The sequence below is a fragment of the uncultured Pseudomonas sp. genome (assembly GCF_913777995.1).
Taxonomy (GTDB): domain Bacteria; phylum Pseudomonadota; class Gammaproteobacteria; order Pseudomonadales; family Pseudomonadaceae; genus Aquipseudomonas.
This window is the reverse complement of sequence record NZ_CAJYVE010000050.1, coordinates 45,368-65,172: the sequence shown is the minus strand read 5'-3', so window position 1 is coordinate 65,172 and position 19,805 is coordinate 45,368. Positions and strand designations below refer to the sequence as shown.

Sequence of the window (19,805 nt, the reverse complement as noted above, 5' to 3'; positions counted from 1 at the left end):
GCACCGCAAGAGCCGGCAGCGCCATGCCTGATCATCACGATTACGTCGCCCTGCAGTGGCTGCGCGGCGAGATTGCCGACAACCTGCGCCAGGCCCGTCAGTGCCTGGATGCCTTCACGGCGGCGGGCCACGACGCTACCGCGCTGGAGCAGTGTCTGCACGCCGTGCACCAGGTGCATGGCAGCCTGCAGATGATCGAGTTCTATGGCGCCGCGCTGCTGGCCGAGGAAATCGAACAGCTGGTGATCGCCCTGCGCGAGCACCGCGTCGGCCACCCCGACGAAGCCATGCTGTTGCTCGACCAGGCCATGGGCCAGTTACCCGATTATCTGGAGCGCGTCCACGCCGCGCGGCGCGACCTGCCGCTGATGATCCTGCCCTTGCTCAACGACCTGCGCAGCGCGCGCGGCGAGGGGCTGCTTTCGGAAACCAGCCTGTTCGCACCACGCCTGGACGACACGCCGCCGCTCGACGAGCAGGCCCTGGCCGAACGCGACTTGGCGGACTGGGCGCAGCGGCTGGACGCCTGGCGGCAGTGCCTGCAGCAAGCCCACGCCGGGCTGCTGCGCGAGCAGGACGTGCAGACCCACCTGCAGAACATGAGCGAGGTGTTCGAGCAGTTACAGCAGCTGTGCGCTGGCGCGCCGCTGGAGGCCCTGTGGCAGATCGTTGAGGCGCTGGTAGAGGCCATGGCGGCGGGCAGCTTCACCAACAGCCCGGCACTGCGCAGCCTGCTGCAGGAGGTCGAGCGCGAGCTGGCACGCCTGGCCGGGCAGGGCGTGCAGGGCATCAACCAGCCAGCGCCAGACGAGCTGCTCAAGAGCCTGCTGTTCTACATCGCCAAATCCGACAGCCAGGCACCGGGCATCCTGGCCTTGCAGGAACGCTATGCGCTGGGCGAAGCGCTGCCCGACGGGCATGTCTCGGTGCAGGCCTCCGGCGGCATGACCGCACCGGACCGCGATGCCATGCGCACGGTGATCCTGGCGGTCTGCGAAGGCCTGGTTCGCGCCAAGGAGCGCCTCGACGTCTTCGTGCGTGGCGACCGCCAGCGGGTCAGCGAACTGAGCGCGCTGCTGCCGGCGCTGCGCCAGATCGCCGATACCCTGGCGGTGCTGGGCTTCGGCCAGCCGCGCAAGGTCATCATCGACCAGGTGGCGATGGTTCAGGGGATCGCCCAGGGCCAGCGCGAGCCCGCCGATGCGGTGTTGATGGATGTGGCCGGCGCCTTGCTGTACGTCGAGTCGACCCTGGCGGGCATGATCGGGGTGATCGGCGACAGCCGCCGCGAGGAAAGCCACCTGCCCACCACCGACCTCACGCGTATTCACCAGCTGGTGATCCGCGAGGCGCGCCTGGTTCTGCAGCAGGTGATGGAGGAAATGACTGCCTGCACCGAGCAGGGCTGGTCCCGTGAGCCGCTGCAGGGGCTCTATGAACACCTGGTTCAGGTCCGCGGCGCGCTGGCGATGATTCCCCTGGTGCGCGCCGCCGCGCTGTTGGCCACCTGCGCTTTCTATGTGCGCGAGCACCTGCTGGACGCCGCCGAGCATCCGGGGCCGGAGGCTTTGCAAGCCTGGGCCGAGGCGCTGTGCGCCATCGACTTCTACCTGGCGCGCATGGGCGAAGACCACGAAGCGCCCGGCGACCGTTACCTCGACATGGCCCACGACAGCCTGGCGCGCCTGGGCTGCGCGCCGGCGCAGGAGCTGGCGGGCCTGCCGCCACCAGAGGCCGACGCCCGACCGGCGCGCCATGATGCCGATGGCCAGGACATCGTGCAGGCCCTGGCCCGGCCGGTGGCGGCGGTCAACCCGCCAGGCCGCGACATGCCGCTGCGCCTGTTGCCGCCACCGGACGACGAGGCGCCGGTGGACGCCGAGCTGCGCGAGGTGTTCGTCGAGGAGGCCGAAGAGGTACTGGCCGCGCTGCGCGAGCATGTACCGCGCTGGCTGATCGCCCTGGCCACGCCGGGAGCCAACGCCCAGCAGCCATTGACTGAGGTGCGCCGCGCCTTCCATACCCTCAAGGGCAGCGGGCGCATGGTGCGCGCGCTGGTCATCGGCGAACTGGCCTGGGCGGTGGAAAACCTGCTCAACCGTATTCTCGAAGGCCAGCGCGAGCCCGCCCAGCCAGTGCGCCAGCTGCTGGGCGAAGTCCAGGCGCTGCTGCCCGAGCTGATCCACGACTTCGCCAGCGGCCGGCAGGCACCGCATTCCGAGGCCGACCGCCTGGCCGCCCAGGCCCAGGCGCTGGCCAGCGGCAACCCACCAGCGAGCGACGAGCGCATCGACCCACTGCTGCTGGAAATCTTCCGTCAGGAGGCGTTGGGGCATCTGCAGGTGCTCGACCGCTTCCTGGACCGCGCCACCCGTGGGCAGGCGCTGGCCGGTGACGACCTGCACCGTGCGCTGCACACCCTCAAAGGCAGTGCCTACATGGCCGGCGTGCTGCCGATCGCTGAACTGGCCAAGGCGCTGGATGAACTGGTGCGCGAGTGCAAGGCCCACCTGATTGCCATCGAAACCCCTGAACTGAACCTGCTGCGCAGTGCCGAGCCGTTGTTCCACCGGGGACTGGAGCAGCTCGACAGCCAGCCGCTGGCGCCTATCGAAGGTGCGGCGGAGGTGATCGAGGCCGCGCAAGCGCTGCTTTCCCAGCGCCTGGCCGCTGCTCTGCAGGACGCCAGCGACGCGCCAGTGCAGGCGAACCCCAAGCTGATCCAGACCTTCCTGCAGCAGGGCATGGATATCGTCCTGGACGCCGAAGGTCTGTTGCAGCGCTGGCGTGAGCATCCTGGCGACCGCCAGGAACTCACGGCGCTGCTCGACGAACTGACCAGTCTCGGCCACGCCGCACACCTGGCCGACCTGCCGCAGATCGACGAGCTGTGCGAGGCCCTGCTGGACCTCTATGGCGCGGTCGAGGAAAGCAGCCTGGCAGCCAGCGAGCGCTTCTTCGACGCGGCCGAGCAGGCCCACGAAGCACTGATCGACATGTTCGACCAGTTGGCGGCCGGGCAGGACGTGCAACCGCGCCCGGACTGCGTGGCGGCCTTGCATGGCCTGCTGGACCAGGCCCTGGACCCGACCGCCACTGGGCTGGTGGCCCGCGACGGCAGCCGGGTCACCGAGCTGGGCGCGGCGACTGGCCAGCTGGCCGATGAAAGCGCGCCCGACGATGAAATCGTGGCCATCTTCCTCGAAGAGGCAACGGATATCCTCGACAGTGCCGGGCAGGCACTGCAACGCTGGCTGACCGCCCCTGACAACCCGCAGCCCCTGCCGTCGTTGCAGCGCGACCTGCACACCCTGAAGGGCGGCGCACGCATGGCCGGGGTCACCGCCATGAGTGACCTGGGCCATGAACTCGAAGCGCTATATGCCGGGCTCACCGAGCGTCGCTACGGCTATTCGGCAGAGCTGGCCGACCTGCTGATCAAGAGCCACGATCAACTGGCCCTGATGCTCGAACAACTGCGCCACGGCCAGCCGCTGACCGCGCCCCTGGCGCTGATCACCGCCATCGAGGCGCTGCGCAAGGTGCGTGTGCCTGGCGCGGACGCCGTGCCGGAGGCGAAGGCCGCGCCGAGCGGCCCGGAGCGTGACCCCGAGCTGCGTGACATCTTTCTCCAGGAAGCCGCCGACATTCTCGACAGCGCTGGTGCGGCGCTGGCGCGCTGGCAGGTCGACCCGCACAACCTGCAGGAGGTAGAGAACCTGCTGCGCGACCTGCATACCCTCAAGGGCGGTGCGCGGATGGTCGAGATCAAACCCATCAGCGACCTGGCCCATGAAGTCGAATCGCTCTACGAGGCGCTGTTCGCCGGTACGCGCCAGGCTGCGCCACTGTTGCTGAGTCTGCTGCAACGCGGCCATGACCTGCTTGCCGACATGCTCGATGCCGAGCGTGAAGAGCGGCCGCTGCCCGATCCCACGCGGCTGATCGACAGCATCCGCCAGCTCGACACGCTGGAACCGCCGGTCGCCGTACCGGCGCCGCCGCTGCCGGCGCATGACGCCGAGGCCGAGCGCGCCGGCCCGGAAATGGTCAAGGTCGCCGCCGAGGACCTCGAACAACTGGTCAACCTGGCCGGTGAAACCTCGATTTTCCGGGGCCGTATCGAGCAGCAGATCCTCGACACCCAGGGCACCCTGGTAGAGATGGAAACCACCCTCGAACGCATGCGCGACCAGTTGCGGCGCCTGGAAACCGAAACCCAGGGGCGCATCCTCAGCCGTGAGCAGAGCCATGGCGAGCGGCGCGGCTATGAAGACTTCGACCCACTGGAGATGGACCGCCACTCGCAACTGCAACAACTGTCGCGGGCCTTGAGCGAGTCGGCTTCCGACCTGGTCGACCTCAAGGAAACCCTCGACCGCCACAACCGTTACGCCGAGACCCTGCTGGGCAAGCAGGCCAGGGTCAACACCGAACTGCAGGAAGGCCTGATGCGCACCCGCATGGTGCCCTTCGAGCGTCTGGTGCCGCGTCTGCGCCGCGTGGTGCGCCAAGTGGCCGGTGAACTCAACAAGCTGGTGCAGTTCGATGTCGGCAACGCCGAAGGCGAGATGGACCGCAGCGTGCTGGAACGCATGGTCGCGCCGCTGGAGCACATGCTGCGCAATGCCGTCGACCACGGCCTGGAAAGTACCGAACGGCGCATTGCCGCCGGCAAGCCCGAGCAGGGCCACATTCGCCTCGACCTGCGCCACGAGGGCGGCGATATCGTCATCGAGCTGAGCGACGACGGTCCCGGTGTCGATATGGCGGCGGTGCGCCGCAAGGCGATCAAGCGCGGGCTGATCCAGGAAGATGCGGTGCTCGCCGATCACGAAGTGCTGCCGTTCATCCTCGAAGCAGGCTTTTCCACCGCCGAGGTCATCACCCAGATCTCCGGGCGTGGCGTGGGTATGGACGTGGTGCATGCCGAGGTCAAGCAGCTGGGCGGCTCGATGAGCATCGACTCGTTGCCGGGGCAGGGCACGCATTTTCGCATTCGCCTGCCGTTCTCGGTGTCGGTCAACCGGGCGCTGATGGTGCAGTGTGGCGACGAGCAGTTCGCCTTGCCGCTCAACACGGTGCAGGGCCTGGTGCGGGTGATGCCCGGCGAACTGCTGGAGCGCTACCAGGAAGCCGTACCGCGCTACCGCTACGGTGGGCGTACCTACGAGCTGCGTTACCTCGGCGAGCTGCTGGGCATGAGCCGCCCCAGCCTGCACGACCAGATGCAGCCGCTGCCGGTGCTGCTGGTTCACCAGCAGGACCAGTGGGTCGCCGTGCAGGTCGATGCGCTGGCCGGCACCCGGGAAATCGTGGTCAAGAAGCTCGGTCCGCAGTTCGCCAGGGTGCAGGGGGTCAGCGGCGCGACCATTCTCGGCGATGGCCGAGTCGTGCTGATTCTCGACCTGCTGGCCTGGCTGCGCACCCAGCACGCGCGCCTGGCGATCCACGAGCCGGGTGCCCAGGTGCCCGCCATCGGGCATGCCGGGCGACGAGCGCTGCGGGTGATGGTGGTGGATGACTCGGTGACCGTGCGCAAGGTCACCAGCCGCCTGCTGGAACGCCACGGCATGCGCGTGGCCACCGCCAAGGATGGGGTCGATGCCATGGCGCTTTTGGAGGAGTACACCCCCGACGTGCTGCTGCTGGACATCGAGATGCCGCGCATGGACGGCTTCGACGTGGCCAGCCAGATTCGCCAGCATGACCGCCTGCGGCACCTGCCGATCATCATGATCACTTCGCGCTCGGGGCAGAAGCACCGCGACCGCGCCATGGCCCTCGGGGTCAACGAATACCTCAGCAAGCCGTACCAGGAGTCGGTGCTGCTGGAAAGCATCGCCCGCTGGAGTGCCTACCATGCCTGACCTCGCCTATGAATCCAGCCGTCGCGCCAGCCTCACCACCCTGCTGCTGCCGCTGAGCGACCGCTTTCTGCTGCTGCCCAACGTGGCGGTGGCGGAACTGATCGACTATCAGGACTGCCAGGCCGATCCGCAGGCCCCGGCCTGGTTCCTGGGCACCATCTACTGGCGCGACCTGGAACTGCCACTGCTCAGTTTCGAGGCCGCCTGTGGCGGACGCACCAAGGTCGGCGGGCGCGCGCGCATCGTCGTGCTCAACGCCCTGGGCGGGCGCCCGGAGCTGCGCTACCTGGCGCTGCTGATCCAGGGTATCCCGCGTTCGCACAAGGTCGACGGCCAGCTCAGCTATGTCGACGTGCCGCTGGCCGACCTGGAACTGGCCGCCGTGCAGGTGGGCGAAACCCAGGCGCGGATCCCCGACCTGGAAGGTCTGGAACGTTGGTTGGTGGAGGCCAGTACGCCACTGATCTGAGTGCCGGAGGTCGTTCAGCGCTGCCCGTCGGGATACTGGCAACTCGCTTGACGGCTGACATGGCTGTCGTAGACTGGCCGCGTCCGACATGGAGTCTGCGTGATGCGTTATATGCAAGGAATCGCTTTTGGATTGTTTTGCCTGACCCCTTGGGTGCAGGCGCAGACGTCGGCCGATAACGACCCGCTGCTCGACAAGCCGGCCACCCAGTCGCCAGCCGCCAGCGAAGCACGCGGTGTGCTGCGGGCTCAGGACCAGGCGGTGTTGGCCAGCGAGCTGTCGGGGCGCATTACCGAGCTGCCCGTACGCGAAGGCGAGTCCTTCAGCAAAGGGGACCTGCTGGCGCGTTTTGACTGCTCGGCCTTTCAGGCACAGCTGGTGGCCGCGCAGGCTGCCACGCGTGGCGCGAATGAAGAGCTGGCGCACAACAGGCAACTGGCATCGCTGAATTCGGTGGGCCGCTTCGAGGTCGCCCGTGCCGAGGCCCGGCTGGCCGAAGCCCAGGCCCAGGCCAATGTCTACCAGGTGCAGGTCAAGCGCTGCAGCGTGGTGGCGCCTTATGACGGTCAGGTTGTCGCACGTAAGGTGCAGCGCTACGAAAGCGTCTCGGCCGGTACGCCGATGCTGGAGATCGTCGACAATCGCACCCTGGAAATCCACGTGCTGGTGCCCTCGCGCTGGATGGCGCGTATCAAGCCGGGCCAGACCTTCACCTTCGTTCCCGATGAAACCGGCAAAGCGTTGACCGCCACGGTCAAGCGCCTGGGCGCGCGCATCGATGAGGGCAGCCAGACCCTGCTGCTGGTCGCCAGCCTGCCCAAATCCGAGGGCTTGCTGGCGGGCATGAGTGGCACGGCCAGCTTCGCGGAGCGCCAATGAACGCCCCGGTGCCCGGCGCCGTAGAACGGGTATTTGCACAGTTTCTCGAGCTTGAGCGGGTCACTCGCGCGGCCGCCAGCATCGAGCAATTGGCCTACAGCCTGGTCAATGACGGCCAGGCGCTTTTCGGTTTTCGCCATGCAGCCCTGGTCATCGCCGGCAAGGTCAAAGCGGTAACCGGCATCAGTATGGTCGAGCCCAATGCGCCGTTCGTGGCCTTCGTCGAGCAGGCGGTCGTCCAGCAGGAAAAGCTGGAACGGCTGAACCAGCCTGACTCGGTGAGCATCGACGCCTTCGATCAGCAGGTGCGCAGCGACTGGAACGAGCTTTGTGCACCGCACGTCTTCTGGCTGCCGCTGCGTGACCGTGGCGGTGTCGTATTCGGTGGTCTGTGGATCGCCCGCGACCGTGCCTGGAGCGCTTCGGAAAAGCTCCTGCTGACTCAGTTGGGCGATACCTACGCGCACGCCTGGCTGGCGCTGCAGCCGCGCAAACCCTGGCGTATGCGCTTCAACCGCAAGCGCCGGTTCGCCGTGGTGGCTGTGCTGTTCCTGGCCCTATGGATACCGGTGCGTCAGTCGGTACTGGCTCCGGCAGAAGTGGTGCCGCTCAACGGCCGCGTGGTGACTGCGCCACTGGATGGTGTAATTGCCGAATTCCTGGTCAAGCCCAACCAGCCGGTAAAGACCGGCGACCTGCTGGTGCGTTTCGACAATACGACGCTCAAGGCATCGGCCGACGTGGCCGAACGTGCCTTGGGCGTGGCCGAGGCCGAGTTACGCGGCAGTGCCCAGCGCGCCTTTGCCGACGCCGAGTCCAGCTCGCGGGTCGACCTGCTGGCTGCTCGTGTGGAGCAGAAGCGCGCCGAACGCGACTATGCCAGCGAGCTGCTCAAGCGCAGCGAAGTGCGTGCCGAGCGCGATGGCATCGCCGTGTTCGCCGACGCCCAGCGCTGGACCGGCAAACCCGTGCAGACCGGCGAACGCCTCATGGAAATCGCCAACCCGACCCAGGCCGAACTGCGTATCGAGTTGGCGGTGGGCGACGCCATCGAACTGGCCCCGGATGCCGAAGTGGCTCTGTTTCTCGACAGCGATCCCTTGCACCGGCATGAGGCGCGCCTGCAACGTGCCGCCTATGAGGCGCAGCCGACCCCAGGCGGTCAGCTGGCCTATCGGCTGGACGCCGCATTCCTCGACACGCCACCGCGCATTGGCTTGCGCGGTACTGCCAAGGTCTACGGCGACCGCGCGCCGCTGGCCCTCTACCTGCTGCGTCGTCCGCTGGCCGGGTTGCGCCAGAGCATAGGCCTGTAGATGAACCTGCCAGGCCTGCGCGAAGACCTGCAGCTGTCGCCTTCCAGCCCGGCGCTGGACGGCTCGCCACGCTGGACCCTGGCCGATCCGCTGCGCGGTCGCTATTTCAAGCTGGGCGCACAGGCCATTCGACTGCTGCGTCACTGGGCGCTGGGTGATCCGGCACAGATACTCCAGGCCGCCAATCGCGAACCAGGCCTCAAGCTGGGAGCGGCCGAACTCGAACAGATGCTGAGCTTTCTGCGCACCCATGACCTGGTGAGTTCCAGCGACCCGCAGCAACGCAGTAGCTATGCTTTCAAGGCGGCGATGATGCGCCAGAGCCTGTGGAAAACCGTGCTGCATCAGTACCTGTTCTTCCGCATTCCGTTATGGCGCCCGGATCCCTTCCTCAACCGGGTCTGGCCCTGGCTGCTGCGCTTCGGACCTTTCCTGCTGCGCTATGGCCTGCCGTTGACGCTGATGCTCGGGGTGTTTCTCGTGGCCCGGGACTGGCAGCGTTTCACCGGCACCTTTCCCCACCTGTTCAGCCTGGGCGGTGCCCTATCTTTCGGTGTGGCGCTGGTGTTCGCCAAGCTCTGTCACGAATTCGGGCATGCCTTCATGGCTAAACGCGCCGGCTGCCGGGTGCAGAGCATGGGCCTGGCGTTCATGGTCCTGTTTCCGCTGTTCTACACCGATGTCAGCGATGCCTGGCGGGTCAATGACCGGCGCGCGCGGCTGCTGATCGGCGCCGGCGGGGTACTGGCCGAAATGCTCCTGGCCTGCATCGCACTGCTGGCCTGGTCGCTGTTGCCCGACGGCCCGGCGCGTACGGCGGCCTTCATGCTTGCCAGTGCGACCTGGATCACGACCGTGGTGGTCAACCTCAACCCGTTCATGCGCTTCGATGGTTACTTCCTGGTCAGTGACCTGTGGGAAGTGGATAACCTGCAGGCGCGGGCCTTTGCCCTGTGTCGCTGGCATCTGCGGGAGAAGCTGTTCGGCTATGGCGTGCCGGCACCGGAGCCTTGGCCTGCGAGGATGCGCTGGCGCCTGTTGGCCTGGGGCTACCTGTCCTGGCTGTGGCGCGCGGTGCTGTTCTTCGGCATCGCCCTGGCGGTCTATCACCTGTTCTTCAAACTGCTGGGTATCTTCCTGATGCTGGTGGAGCTGGGGTTCTTCATTTTCATGCCGATCTACAAGGAAATGCGTCACTGGTGGGCGCATCGTGAGCAGGCCCATACCCCACGGGTGTTGTTGGTAGCGCTGGTGCTGGCAGGCTTGCTGGCAGTGCTGGTGGTGCCCTGGCGCAGCAGCGTCGAGGTGCCGGCGATGCTTGAGGCGGGGCGTGTCAGCGAGCTGCATTCGCCGGTGGCGGCGCGGGTCGCACGCATCCTGGTCGAGGATGGCCAGGCGGTCGAGCAGGGCGCGGTATTGGTCGAACTGGCTTCACCCGACATCGACTCGCGGCAGACCATCGTGCGGCGCGAAATCGACATTCTGCAGTTGCAGCTGCGTCGTCAGGCCGGGCGCAGTGAAACCGTGGCGGATATCGGTGTGCTGGAGCAGCGTCTGGCCGAAGCGGTGGCCGAGTACCGCGGCCTGGCGGCGCAGCGCGAGCGTTTATCGATCCGCGCGCCCCAGGCCGGCCGGGTGCGTGACCTGATGCCCAACCTGGAACCCGGCCGCTGGGTAGCGCCTGGCGTGCCGCTGGCGCGCATCGTCGAGTCGGGAACCCGCCTGCGTGGCTATCTGGCCGAGGATGCCCTGTGGCGTGTCGAGGTAGGCACCAAGGGGCGCTTCATCGCCGATGACCCCATGCGCGCCTCGTTGCCGGTGGAGTTGCTTGAGATCGACGCCAATGGCGCCGCCTGGCTCGACCAGGAGGCACTGACCTCCGACCATCATGGCCCGATTGCCGTGCGTCGCGACGAGCAGCAGCGCGCCGAACCCGTGCAGGCCCAGTATGGCGTGCGCCTGAAGGTCGACGAGTCGGTTGCCGCGCCGGTACAGCCCCTGCGCGGGGTGGTGATGCTCGAGGGGCAGAGCGAGTCAGTGCTGCTGGCGGCATGGCGTCGGCTGGCCGCCCTGGGCGTGCGTGAGAGCGGATTCTGAACAAGGTCCAATACGGGGCAGTCAGACCGGGTAGCGGCTTCAGCCGCGAAGCGAGCGCATGTTCACAGCAGATGCATTGAATTTCCTGGCGCTTTCGCGGCTGAAGCCGCTCCCACCGAGCCTCAAAGGCGCAAAGCGCTTAATCGAACAGTATTGGAATAAGGTCAGGGAGACGAACCAATGAAATCCAACAAGCATTCCGGCAGCGTCGGTGACCTGCTGGTACGGCCGGCCGTGGAGGCCGACGCGCTATTTTTGCAGACGCTCTACCATTCGGCGCGCCCGGACTTGCAGTGGATCGACGGCGAACAGGAGTTCGTCGAGCAGGTCATCAACCAGCAGCACCATGTACAGGAGCAGGGCATCGGCAATGGTTTTCCGGGGGCCATGCACTATGTGGTGGAAAAGCTGGGCACCTGTATCGGCGCCTTGGTGACCGATTTCGGCCCGAACGAGATTCGCGTGCTGTACCTGGCGTTCATTCCCGCCGCGCGCGGCCAGGGCCATGGCCGCACGGTGCTCCAGGGCGTCCAGCAGGCCGCCGAGCAGGTGCGCTGCCCGGTTTCCACGGTGGTATGGGCCAACAACCCCCATGCACGCCAGCATTACCTGGCGCTGGGGTTTCAGGTCGAGGAACGGGATGTGGCGGCCGAGCGGTTGGTCTGGTACCCGCAGCGGCGCGCCATTGTGGTCTGATCAGTTGAAGCTGATGTGGTAGTAGGCCAGGTTCGGGTCCCGGCCAAGGGGCGGGACCCGTGAAACAAACAGCGCTTCGAGCTGAGCCGATTCCGGAATCTGCAGGGTGCAGAGTCCATCCACGAAGTCGCTCGGCTCAAGCGCGTCAAGACTGACGTTGAAGGGCATACGCTGTTTATCGGCCAGGCGCGCCTGGGGTTTCTCTTCGATGGCCGATATGGTGATCGGCAACCGGCTACCATCGCTCAATTGCAGCACGCCAAGGCTGCCGACCAGAGCCCTGAAATGTTCCGCAGTGACGTTCTCCAGCATTTGACAACTCCTGCAATAGGTAGTGAAGAACCCTTCCTTGGGCTCGAATGCATCAGTTGCGAGTAGGAAAATAGCCCTGTAGAGCAATACTGAAGTTCACCACCAGGAACGGGTTCATGATGTCGAGGGGGAGACCGCCCCCGACCGGCTGCATGGTTCCGCTAATGGCTGTGGAAACACCTTTCTGCACGATGGGTGCTGTGGTTCCCAAGTCCGGCGTAAAGATATTGGCGGAAGTCGGACCTGCTGTAGAGCCTCCGATATAGCTATTGGTAGTGGTAGGGGCGATGGAGTTTGCAGTGTTCGTCTGTGCAGCCAGATTGATCGTGGTGGTTGCGGTCAGGGTGCTCATCTGATGTACGTGAGACGGCATATTGGTAATCGCAACCGTGGCCTTTTCAACGCCCGACGCCGTGCCAATCACGCGATTGGTCAAGTTGAGGCCGGTGCCCTGGTTTATCGGCATCCTGCCTTGGAGGTTGGGCAGCATGAAGGTCTGCGTGCCATTGCCTCCATAAATGGTGCCCAGCAACGCGTACAAGGCGTTGTATTGGCTGATGTTCATCGTCTGGCCGTTGCATTGCGCCCAGCCAGTAGGCGCAAAGGGAAAGCCGAACGTCATGATCGAACCCATGAAAACTTCCATGATCCCTGTTCCTTTCATTTTTTAATGGGGGCGAGCTGTCAGCTGGCACCGTAATGGCTGACAGGTCAGCTCAGAGCTTAGCTATTGCCAACCGTCTTGGTAGATTTCATTGGCGCCTTGTCGCGAATAGAACATTAATCGCAATTGATGACGCTCTTTCGATACCTTGAAGATTCGTCACTCTCTCAATACCGCTCATCTGAAATTTTTCCGGCGAGGCTCGAATTCACTGGGCTTTATCGCCCTTTATCGGTTTTTCGGTTTTTTTCCTACTCAATGTTCTGGAACTTTTGCCGATGCTCCTTTGCGTGCTGCCATGCTTGCGTTACGCTCAGCTTCGTTACACATGGAAAAGTGCATCGCTACAAAGAGGTCGGGATGACGCAATTCAATTTTATTTCGGGTTTGCCACGTGCGGGCTCGACTCTGCTTTCTGCGATTCTGTTGCAGAACCCGCGCTTTCATGCCGGTATGAGCAGCCCGGTCGCTTCGCTGTTTTCTTCGGTGCTCGCCCAGTGCAGTGCTGGCAGCGAATTCTCTTCGATGATCGATACCTCGGCGCGTCGCCGCCTGTTGCGGGGCATCTTCGATTCGTATTACGCCGACAAGGCGGACAAAGCGGTAGTCTTCGACACCAGCCGCGGCTGGACCTCGCGCCTGCCTGCCCTGATGGAAATGTTCCCGCAAGCCAAGGTCATCGCCTGCGTGCGCAACGTGGCCTGGGTGATGGACAGCATCGAGCGGGTGTATCGCAAGAACCCGTTCGAGAACACCAAGCTGTTCGTCGATGACACCGAGCGCAACACCGTCTACAGCCGCGTGGAAACCCTGGCGCAGCGCAATCGCCTGGTCGGCTTTGCCTGGGCTTCGCTGAAAGAGGCCTATTACGGTGAGCATGCCAATTCGCTGCTGCTGATCGACTACGACCTGCTGAGCCAGGCGCCCGAGCGAGTGTTGCGCCTGGTCTACCAGTTCATCGGCGAGCCGTGGTTCGAGCACGACTTCGACAACCTGTCCTACGACGCGCCGCAGTTCGACGATGCGCTGGGCGTCTCCGGCCTGCACAAGGTCAAGCCACGGGTGGCCTTCGAGCCCCGGCAAACCATCCTGCCGCCCGACCTGTTCGAGCAGTACTCCAACCTGTCGTTCTGGAATGACGGCTCGCCCAGCGCGGCCAATGTCATTCGCATGAAGTCCGACGCTGCGGGCAACTGACCGTAGCTTTCATTATCAGCGTCACAACGTTCGATCTCTGGTGAGCAACATGTGGTGGAACAAGCGAAATTCGCCAGCTGCACAGAAGCCTTCTGCTGAGCAATCAGCCCAGTCCCCCATGATCATGTTCCTGGAGCCGCGCATGCTGTTCGACGGCGCGGTCGCCGCGACCGTCGCCGACACTGCCCAGGCCGACAGCCAGGCCCCCGCGCAGGCCGCCAAGGCCGCCGACCACGCCGCCGCTGCCGACAGCTCGGACGCCCGTGCGCAAGCCGCGACAGCCGACATCGTCGCCACACCAGCGGATGCCAGCGGCACCGTGGTGTTCGTCGACTCGCGGGTCAAGGATGCCGACAGCCTGCTGGTGGGCGTGGCGCCGGGTGCGCAGGTCGTGAAGCTCGATGCCACCCGTGACGGCCTGCAGCAGATTGCCGAGTACCTGGAAACCCATCAGGGCCTCAGCTCGGTACAGATCATCGCCCACGGCAATTCGGGTGACCTGTGGTTGGGCAACAGCTATCTGTCGGCTGACAACATCGCGCAGCGCAGCGCGCTGCTGGCGGAAATCGGCAACGACATGGCCGTCGGTGGTGACATCCTCATCTATGCCTGCAACACCGCCGAAGGCGAGCTGGGGTTGAGTTTCGTCGACTCGCTGGCAGCACTCACTGGGCGTGACATCGCAGCGTCGAGCAATCGTACGGGCGTGGGGGGCGACTGGGACCTGGAAATCGCGACTGGCAGCATCGAGAGTGTCAGTGCGCTGTCGCAGCAGGCGAGGGATTCCTATCAGTGGGGGCTGGCGACGTTCACCGTCACCTCTACCAGCAATACCGGCGCAGGCACCTTGCGTGCAGCCCTGGCTTCTGCCCAGAACGGCGACATCGTGACCTTCTCCGGCAGCATGACCGTCCTGCTCGACGCTCAGTTGGTGGTCAACAAGAACATCACCCTCGACGGTGACTTGAACAACGACGGCGTCGCTGACGTGACGCTGGACGGTCAGAACAAAACGAGCGTGATCCGGGTCACTTCCGGTACTACGGCCACCTTCGACGGCCTGGTTATCACCCGGGGGCTGGTCAGTACGGCGGGTGGCTCAAGTGGCTCGGCCATCGCGGCGAGCGATGCATTGGGTGCAGGTATCAATAATGCGGGTAACCTCACGCTGCGTAACGTTTCCGTCACTGCAAACTCGGCGGCAGGCGGTGGGGGCGGCGGTGGTGTGCTGTCGCCGAACGTTGGCGGTGGCGGCGGCGGTGGCGGCGGTATCGGTGGTCAGAACGGTGCTTCTGGTGGCGGTGCCGGTGCCTATAGTCCGTCGTCACCTTCTGCCAATACGGGTGGTAATGGTGCCGCTTTCAGCACCATCTATTTTGGTGGACGTGGTGGTCAGGCAAGTGGTGGTGGCGCCGGTGGCGTAGGGGCACCATATGGGTACACCAATGGCGGTGGCGGCGGCACCGCCTCCTCAGGCGGACGGACCATCGGCGGCGGTGGCGGCGGCTCGGGCTTCGACGCAAATGGCGGCAGAGGCGGGTCTGCCGTTGGCGGTATCTACAACGCCAGCACCGGCACCCTGGCGATCATTGGTTCGTCGACCATCAGCAGCAACATCGCTGCAGGTGGTGGCGGCGGTGGTGGTGGCTCCATCGGCGGCAACGGCGGTCGTGGTGTTGGTGCTATCTGGAACAAGGGTACGCTCAACATCACAGCGGCCAATAATACAGCGATGACGGGTAACACTGGCGCCAGCGGTGCGGGGGGCCAGGCAACCAGCGGTGGCACGAACGGTACTTCGCCAACGGCCGTCAATAACATCTTCAACGACGGTGGCACGCTCAACACTACCTACGGCGCTGATGTCATAGCGCCTACGGTCAACTCAATCACGATTGCCAACACATCGCTGACACCGGGTAGCTCGACCACAGTGACGTTCGTCTTCAGTGAGCGGGTCTTTGGTCTGGACATCTCTGAAATCAATTCGCCCAATGGCACTTTGAGCGGACTCAGCACGGCTGACAACATCACCTGGACGGCTACCCTGACAGCCGGTAGCTCGCCCTCCAATTCCGGTGCCATTACGCTTGCGGGCTCAGCTGTGCAGGACTCGGCGGGTAACGTCGGTACCGGTAATGCGACCTCCAACAGTTACACGGTCATCGATAATGTGCCGCCCACGGCTACTGTCGTAGTTGCCGATAATGCCTTGGCGGTGGGTGAGACATCGCTGGTCACCATTACCTTCAGTGAAGCGGTAACTGGATTCACTAACGCCGACTTGACGGTAGCTAATGGCACGTTGAGCAATGTCAGCAGCAGTGATGGCGGCGTGACCTGGACCGCTACACTCACGCCTCAGAACGGTCTGACCAGTGCATCCAACCAGATCAGTCTCACGATGAGCGGGGTTCAGGATCTGGCGGGTAATGCGGGGGCGGGAACAGTCAATTCGAACAACTACGCCATCGATACAGTCCGTCCTACAGCCACCATCACGGTCGCCGATACGGCGTTGGCGATTGGTGAGACTTCGATCGTGACCATCACCTTCAGCGAAACTGTTACCGGCTTGACCGCCGCCGACTTCACGGTGGCGAACGGAACCCTCAGCAATCTGGCGTCCAGCAATGGCGGAATCACCTGGACTGCCACCTTGACGCCTTCGGCCAACATCACCGACAGCACCAACGTCATCACCCTGGATAACACGGGCTATACGGACGCGGCAGGCAACACGGGCACTGGCACGACCGATTCCAACAACTACGCCATCGACACCCAGCGCCCTACCGCGACCATCGTGGTAGCCGACGCCAACCTGACCGCCGGTGAAACCACGCAGGTCACCATTACTTTCAGCGAGGCGGTGAGCGGTTTCACCAACACCGACCTGACAGTGCCCAATGGCAGCCTGAGCAGTGTCAGCAGCAGCGACGGCGGCATCACCTGGACGGCGACCTATACGCCGAACAGCAACTTCTCCGGCGCCAGTAACGTGATTACTCTGAACAACACGGGTGTCAATGATCTGGCCGGTAACGCCGGTGCTGGAACCACCACATCGAACAATTTCTCGATCAATACCGTCGGTCCGACCGCTACCGTGGTGCTCTCGGACACGGCCTTGAAGATCGGTGAAACCTCGCAGGTCACCATCACCTTCACCGAGGCGGTGACCGGGTTCACCGATGCCAATGTCACGGCGCAAAGCGGTAGCCTGAGCGGCTTCACCACCTCCGACGGTGGTGTCACTTGGACGGCGACTTTCACGCCGGCCGCCAATGTAAGCGACGCTAGCAACGTGGTCACGCTGAGTCTGGCCGGGCTGTCCTATGCCAACGGCAACCAGGGGGGCGGCTCCACCTCATCTGGCAACTATGCCGTCGACACCTTGCGCCCCACCGCGACCATCGTCGTCGCCGACAGTGCGCTGGCCATTGGCGAGACATCGTCGGTGACCATCACCTTCAGCGAGGCGGTCACCGGCTTCAGCAATGCCGACCTGACGGTGAGCAACGGCACGCTCAGCGCGGTGAGCAGCAGTGACGGTGGCGTCACCTGGACCGCGACATTCACGCCAACCAGCAACGTCACCAGCGCCAGCAACGTGATTACCCTGGACAATAGCGGGGTGGCGGATACCGCAGGCAACGCCGGCACCGGTACTACCGTCTCCAACAACTACGCGATCGATAGCGTACGCCCGACGGCGAGCATTGCCATGTCGGACACCGCTCTGGCAGTCGGTGAAACGTCCTTGGTGACCATCACCTTCAGTGAAGCGGTGACCGGTTTCACCAATGCCGACCTGACGATCCCCAATGGCACCTTGAGCGCTGTCAGCAGCAGCGATGGTGGCGTCACCTGGACGGCGACCTATACGCCGAACATCAATGTGAACGCCGGCTCCAACCTGATCACGCTGAACAACGCGGGTGTGAATGACCTGGCGGGCAATACCGGAACCGGTACCACCAACTCGCCAAACTTCACCATCGATACCCGCCAGCCGACCGCGACCATCGTGGTGGCCCAAAGCACCCTGGCCATCGGCGAAACCTCGCTGGTGACCATCACCTTCAGCGAGGCGGTGACCGGCTTCACCAACGCCGACCTGACTATCGCCAACGGCACGCTCAGCGCTGTCAGCAGCAGCGACGGCGGTATTACCTGGACGGCCACCCTGACGCCGACCACGAATCTGACCGATGCGACCAACGTGATCACCCTGGACAACACCGGGTTCACCAACGCTACGGGCAACTCCGGCAGCGGCACCACACTGTCCAACAACTACGCCATCGATACCCAACGCCCCACCGCGACCATCGTGGTGGCCGACAATGCGCTGGCCATCGGCGAAACCTCGCTGGTGACCATCACCTTCAGCGAGGCGGTGAGCGGCTTTTCGCTGGCCGATCTGAGCGTGAGCAACGGCAGCCTCAGTAACCTGACGACCAGCGATAACATCGTCTGGACCGCAACTCTCACACCAGCCACCAACCTCACCAACGCCAGCAACCTCATCACCCTGGACAATTCCGGTGTGGCTGACACGGCGGGCAATGTTGGCACAGGCATCACGACGTCGAACAACTACGCCATCGATTCCCAACGCCCGACCGCCACCATCGCGATGTCGGATACGGCGCTCGGGGTGGGTGAAACCTCCGTGGTCACCATCACCTTCAGCGAGGCGGTGACCGGTTTCACCAATGCCGACCTGACCGTAGCCAACGGCACCTTGAGTGCGCTCAGCAGCAGCGATGGCGGTATCACCTGGACCGCGACCTATACGCCGAACGTCAATGTGAGCGACGCTACCAACCTCATCACCCTGGACAATACTGGGGTGGCTGACCTGGCAGGCAATGCCGGGGTCGGTACGACCAACTCGCCAAACTTCAGCATCGACACCACCCAACCGGTCGCGACCATCGTGGTGGCCGACACGGCCTTGGCCAGCGGCGGGACGTCGCTGGTCACCATCACCTTCAGCGAGCCGGTCACCGGCTTCACCAACGCCGACCTGAGCGTGGCCAACGGCACCTTGAGCGCGGTGAGCAGCAGCGATGGTGGAATCACCTGGACGGCGACTCTGACCCCGACAGCGAACATCGAAGACACCACCAACGTCATTACCCTGAACAACGCTGGCGTTCAGGGCCAGACCTCGGGTAACCCAGGCAGCGGCACCACCGATTCGAACAACTATGTGATCGATACCAAGGCGCCGACCGCGACCATCGTGCTGGCCGACAACGACCTGGCGCCCGGCGAGACTTCGCTGGTCACCATTACCTTCAGCGAGCCGGTCACCGGCTTCGGCAATGCCAATGTCACCGTGGCCAACGGCACGCTGAGCGCGTTGAGCAGCAGTGACGGTGGCATTACCTGGACGGCCACCCTGACCCCTACCACCGGCGTCAACAGCCCGTCCAACGCGCTGGTGCTGAATTACGGCGGTGTGCTTGATGCAGCCGGTAACCCCGGCAGCGGAACCGTCAGTTCGGGCAATTATGCGGTCGGTATCAATACGCCGCCGGTGACGCCGGTGGACCCGACGCCGCCCACACCGGTCGACCCGACGCCGCCGACGCCCGTGGACCCGACACCGCCGACGCCGGTCGATCCAACGCCCGTCACACCGACACCGGTGCCACCGACCCCGGTCGTGCCGACGCCGCCGACCGTCACGCCGCCTGCCGTCGACCCGGAGTTCCTGGTCAGTACGCCGAACGTGGTCATCACCAGTACGCCCAACCAGCCGTTGCAGCCGACGGTCTTCGCGCCGCCCACCGGTTCCTTGGGGCCGGCACTGGGCTTCGCGCCACTGTTCGAGTCGCGTACCAGTGGGGACGGGCTGCCTCCGGTGGGCAACATCTTTATCAGCAATGGTGCCCTGGCGCCGAGCTATGTGGCTCAGGTGTTCGCGGGCGACAACGCCAATCATGCCGGCGCGGGCGGTTTCCTGGGCTTCGCCGGCGGTGAGGGTGGCATTTTCGGCAACAGTACCTTCGCCTCGATCTTCTCGCGCGAGCGTGCCCCGGACACCAGCGCTGTGGCGGCTTTCTCCGGCGATAACGGCGGGGCTGGCGTGCCGGGCGAGCCGGTGGCCAGCCTGGGGGCGCTGACCCTTGAGCAACAGCTGCAGCGAATCAAGGCCGCCGAGCACCAGCATCTGCAAGAGCTGGCCATGGCTTTTGGCGAGATGGGGCTCAGAGAGGTCCAGGCATGATGCCGGGGCCTGCATGCTTGCTGCCGCAAGGCAGCTTTTACAAAAAATACGTGGTAGTTCA

General features: G+C 64.6%; 10 protein-coding genes. 8 read left to right on the top strand and 2 right to left on the bottom strand.

The genetic code is table 11. The features are described 5' to 3' along the window. Positions 1–23 precede the first annotated feature (23 nt). From QZ497_RS20240 to QZ497_RS20215, 6 genes are all read left to right on the top strand, one after another. The gene (locus QZ497_RS20240; protein ID WP_295478714.1) at positions 24–5,870 is read left to right on the top strand and encodes an Hpt domain-containing protein; all 5,847 of its coding nucleotides are present in this window, start codon (positions 24–26) and stop codon (positions 5,868–5,870) included. After that, positions 5,863–6,339, top strand: coding sequence for a chemotaxis protein CheW (locus QZ497_RS20235; protein WP_295478711.1), 477 nt, complete (start codon positions 5,863–5,865; stop codon positions 6,337–6,339). Before QZ497_RS20240 ends, QZ497_RS20235 begins: the two co-directional genes overlap by 8 nt. 102 nt (positions 6,340–6,441) lie before the next feature. Further along, complete coding sequence (locus QZ497_RS20230) at positions 6,442–7,218, top strand: efflux RND transporter periplasmic adaptor subunit (RefSeq protein WP_295478708.1); 777 nt, start codon at positions 6,442–6,444, stop codon at positions 7,216–7,218. Beyond that, on the top strand, positions 7,215–8,534 hold the full coding sequence (locus QZ497_RS20225) for an HlyD family efflux transporter periplasmic adaptor subunit (RefSeq protein WP_295478706.1): 1,320 nt from the start codon (positions 7,215–7,217) through the stop codon (positions 8,532–8,534). Before QZ497_RS20230 ends, QZ497_RS20225 begins: the two co-directional genes overlap by 4 nt. After that, positions 8,535–10,631 (top strand): HlyD family efflux transporter periplasmic adaptor subunit, encoded by a 2,097-nt coding sequence (locus tag QZ497_RS20220; protein ID WP_295478703.1) that lies wholly within the window; start codon positions 8,535–8,537, stop codon positions 10,629–10,631. It begins immediately after the preceding gene. Positions 10,632–10,811: 180 nt separating this feature from the next. After that, positions 10,812–11,327 (top strand): GNAT family N-acetyltransferase, encoded by a 516-nt coding sequence (locus tag QZ497_RS20215; RefSeq protein WP_295478699.1) that lies wholly within the window; start codon positions 10,812–10,814, stop codon positions 11,325–11,327. On the opposite strand, the gene QZ497_RS20210 is transcribed toward QZ497_RS20215, so the two are convergent. Both QZ497_RS20210 and QZ497_RS20205 read right to left on the bottom strand, forming a co-directional pair. Next, positions 11,328–11,639, bottom strand: a complete 312-nt coding sequence (locus QZ497_RS20210; RefSeq protein ID WP_295478696.1) for a hypothetical protein — start codon at positions 11,637–11,639, stop codon at positions 11,328–11,330. It abuts the gene before it with no gap. 52 nt (positions 11,640–11,691) lie between these two features. Then, a complete protein-coding gene (locus QZ497_RS20205; RefSeq protein ID WP_295478693.1) occupies positions 11,692–12,285 on the bottom strand; it encodes a tail fiber protein in 594 nt (197 codons plus the stop codon). Positions 12,286–12,663: 378 nt separating this feature from the next. On the opposite strand from QZ497_RS20205, the gene QZ497_RS20200 reads away from it, so the two are divergent. Beyond that, the gene (locus QZ497_RS20200; RefSeq protein WP_295478690.1) at positions 12,664–13,500 is read left to right on the top strand and encodes a sulfotransferase; all 837 of its coding nucleotides are present in this window, start codon (positions 12,664–12,666) and stop codon (positions 13,498–13,500) included. Between the two features lie 142 nt (positions 13,501–13,642). Then, positions 13,643–19,744, top strand: coding sequence for an Ig-like domain-containing protein (locus QZ497_RS20195; protein WP_295478799.1), 6,102 nt, complete (start codon positions 13,643–13,645; stop codon positions 19,742–19,744). The last annotated feature ends 61 nt before the right edge of the window (positions 19,745–19,805 follow it).